This is a genomic window from Actinomadura sp. CNU-125 (genome assembly GCF_001942465.1).
GTDB lineage: Bacteria > Actinomycetota > Actinomycetes > Streptosporangiales > Streptosporangiaceae > Spirillospora.
In genome coordinates this window covers 1-3693 of the sequence record NZ_MKJY01000392.1, presented here as the reverse complement: position 1 = coordinate 3693, position 3693 = coordinate 1, and the positions used below count along the sequence as shown (strand labels likewise).

2 protein-coding genes are annotated in these 3693 nt (G+C 69.6%); both read left to right on the top strand.

The window, feature by feature from the left end; genetic code table 11:
- The first annotated feature begins 430 nt into the window (after positions 1 to 430).
- Positions 431 to 2272, top strand: coding sequence for a 2-oxoacid:acceptor oxidoreductase subunit alpha (locus BJF79_RS34640; protein ID WP_075903776.1), 1842 nt, complete (start codon positions 431 to 433; stop codon positions 2270 to 2272).
- Positions 2265 to 3368 (top strand): 2-oxoacid:ferredoxin oxidoreductase subunit beta, encoded by a 1104-nt coding sequence (locus BJF79_RS34635; RefSeq protein WP_410050181.1) that lies wholly within the window; start codon positions 2265 to 2267, stop codon positions 3366 to 3368. The genes BJF79_RS34640 and BJF79_RS34635 overlap by 8 nt, the downstream gene beginning before the upstream one ends.
- Positions 3369 to 3693: the final 325 nt, after the last annotated feature.

Genomic DNA, 3693 nt, shown 5'->3' with positions numbered 1-3693 from the left:
GCGACCGCGTCGGACGCGCCGCAGTCCGTGACGTCGCGACGCCCGTGACGCCCGTGACGCCCGGGGCGTGGCCCTGGGACGGCCGGAGGCGGACGCGGCGGGGTCGCATGGGGGCCGGTGGGTTCGCGCGCGAATCGTCCTGTCTACACTTCGGGTCGTGAACTCCGTGCCCACGGGAGATGACGGCTCTTCGGCGAACCGTAGACGGCTCGTCCGGCGGCTGCACGTCGACCTCTGCCGCCAGCACAGCTGCCTGTGTCAGCGGTAACTGGGGGATTCGACCAGTTCGTACCCGTGGTGTCCGGCGGGCCGGCAATCCCCCGATCCGAGCATCGCCTCCCGGACATACCATGAAGGCAAGCCTAAGTAGCATCACGATTCTGGGTGCCTCCCCCAGGTCGGGTGCTGCCCGTCGAGGAGGTCTTCCTCTGTGACCAAGCAGGTCCAGCAGCTCGACCGCGTCATCATCCGCTTCGCCGGGGACTCCGGTGACGGCATGCAGTTGACCGGCGACCGCTTCACCCAGGAGACGGCCGCGTTCGGCAACGACCTTTCCACGTTGCCGAACTTTCCGGCCGAGATCCGCGCCCCCGCCGGGACCCTCCCCGGCGTGTCCAGTTTCCAGTTGCACTTCGCCGACCACGACATCCTCACGCCGGGCGACGCGCCCGACGTCCTGGTCGCGATGAACCCCGCCGCCCTCAAGGCCAACCTCGGGGATCTCCCCCGCGGGGCGGACGTCCTGGTCAACACCGACGAGTTCACCAAGCGCAACCTCGCCAAGGTCGGCTACGCGACCAACCCGGTCGAGGACGACTCGCTCGCCGAGTACCGGGTGCACGCGCTGCCGCTCACGTCGATGACGGTGACCGCCCTCACCGACTTCGACATCTCCAAGAAGGACGCCGAACGCGCGAAGAACATGTTCGCGCTGGGGCTCCTGTCGTGGCTCTACCACCGTCCCACCGAGGGGACGATCGGGTTCCTGGAGCGCAAGTTCGCCAAGAAGCCCGAGATCATGAAGGCCAACATCGCGGCCTTCCAGGCGGGCTGGAGCTACGGCGAGACCACCGAGGCGTTCTCGGTCCAGTACGAGGTCAAGCCGGCCGAGCACGAGGCGGGCCTGTACCGCAACATCACCGGCAACGTCGCGCTCGCGTACGGGCTCGTCGCGTCGGGCGTCCAGTCCGGGCTGCCGGTGTTCCTCGGCTCGTACCCGATCACCCCGGCGTCCGACATCCTGCACGAACTGTCCAAGCACAAGCGGTTCGGCGTCAGAACGTTCCAGGCCGAGGACGAGATCGCCGCGGTCGGCGCCGCGCTCGGCGCGTCCTTCGGCGGGTCGCTGGGCGTCACCACGACGTCCGGGCCCGGCATCGCGCTGAAGAGCGAGACGATCGGTCTCGGCGTCGCCACCGAGCTGCCGCTGCTGGTCATCGACGTGCAGCGCGCCGGACCGTCCACCGGGCTGCCCACCAAGACCGAGCAGGCCGACCTGCTGCAGGCCATGCACGGCCGCAACGGCGAAGCGCCCGTCCCGGTCATCGCGCCGCAGTCGCCGTCCGACTGCTTCGACGCCGCGATCGAGGCCGCCCGTATCGCCGTCAAGTACCGCACGCCCGTCATCCTGCTGTCCGACGGGTACCTCGCGAACGGCTCCGAGCCGTGGAAGCTGCCGGACGTCGCGAACCTGCCGACGATCGAGCCGGACTTCGCGGCGCCGTCCGAGGAGGAGTTCCAGCCGTTCCAGCGGGACCCCGAGACGCTCGCGCGCCCGTGGGCCGTCCCCGGCACCGCCGGGCTGGAGCACCGGATCGGCGGGCTGGAGAAGGCCGACGGGTCCGGGAACATCTCCTACGACCCGTCGAACCACGACAAGATGGTCCGCCTCCGGCAGGCCAAGGTCGACGGCATCGCGAACGACATCGAGCCGCTCGCGGTGGACGACCCGTCCGGTGCGGCCCGCGTGCTCGTCCTCGGCTGGGGCGGGACGTACGGCGCGATCTCCGCCGGTGTCCGCCGCGTCCGCGCGAGCGGGCAGCGCGTCGCGCAGGCCCACCTGCGGCACCTCAACCCGTTCCCCGCGAACCTGCCCGAGGTCCTGCGCTCCTACGACAAGGTCATCGTGCCGGAGATCAACCTGGGCCAGCTCGCGCTGCTGCTGCGCGGCCGGTACCTCGTGGACGTCATCGGCTACAACCAGGTCCGCGGCCTGCCCTTCAAGTCCGATGAGCTGCAGGGCGTCATCCAGGATGTGATCGACAGTGAGTGAAGTCAACGGCAACGGCAACGGCAACGGCAACGGAAGCGGCATCGTCGCCGGCAATGGCCGCAGCCCCCTGTCCCTGGTCCCGAAGACCGACGCGAAGCAGACGCTGAAGGACTTCAAGACCGACCAGGAGGTCCGCTGGTGCCCCGGCTGCGGTGACTACGCGATCCTCGCGGCCGTCCAGTCCTTCCTGCCCGAACTCGGGCTGCGCAAGGAGAACATCACGTTCGTGTCGGGCATCGGCTGCTCGTCCCGGTTCCCGTACTACATGAACACCTACGGGTTCCACTCGATCCACGGCCGCGCCCCCGCGATCGCGACGGGCCTCGCCACGTCCCGTCCGGACCTGTCGGTCTGGGTCGTGACGGGCGACGGCGACTCGCTGTCGATCGGCGGCAACCACCTCATCCACGCGCTGCGCCGCAACGTCAACCTGAAGATCCTGCTGTTCAACAACCGGATCTACGGGCTGACCAAGGGCCAGTACTCCCCGACGTCCGAACTCGGCAAGATCACCAAGTCGACGCCGATGGGGTCGCTGGACTCGCCGTTCAACCCGATCTCGCTCGCCGTCGGCGCCGAAGGCACGTTCGTCGCCCGCACGATCGACTCCGACCGCAAGCACCTGCAGTCGGTGCTGCGCGCCGCCGCCGAGCACCGCGGCACCGCGCTCGTCGAGATCTACCAGAACTGCAACATCTTCAACGACAACGCCTTCGAGCCGCTGAAGGACGCCGATGTCCGCGACGACATCACCGTCCGGCTCGAACACGGCGAGCCGATCGTGTTCGGCGCCGACCGCTCGAAGGGTTTCCGGCGCACCGCGACCGGCTCCCTCGAAGTCGTGAACGTCGCCGACGTCGACCCGTCCGAGATCGTGGTGCACGACGCCCACAACCCGGACCCGTCGCACGCGTTCGCCCTGTCCCGCCTCGACTCGCCCGCGTTCGAGCACACCCCGATCGGCATCTTCCGCGACGTCGACCGGCCGTCGTACGACGAGCTGATGCGCGAGCAGGTCGACGAGGCCGTCCAGACCGAGGGCGGCGGCGACCTCGCCGCCCTCCTCGGCAGCGGCGACACCTGGCGCATCGACTGACGCACCGGACGGCGCACCGCGCGGAGAACCCGGCCCCAAGCCTTACGGGGCCGGGTTTCTCGCGTATGGAACCCCCGCGAAACGGGCACCGTTCCACGTGGTGAGCGATCAGCGAACAGCGCCCGGGACAGGGCGCGACACGGTGCGGGACGGCGTCTCATCCTGGAACACTGGAGAGATCATGTCCCCGGGGAGGTTGACGATGCGGGTCGTGCCGCGCCGTAGCAAGGACCGTCGACGCCGGAAGGACGACGCCCCGACCTCGGACGACCGGGACACGCAGCCCCTCGCGGACGCCGCGTCCGGCCCCGAGGCCCCGGCGCCC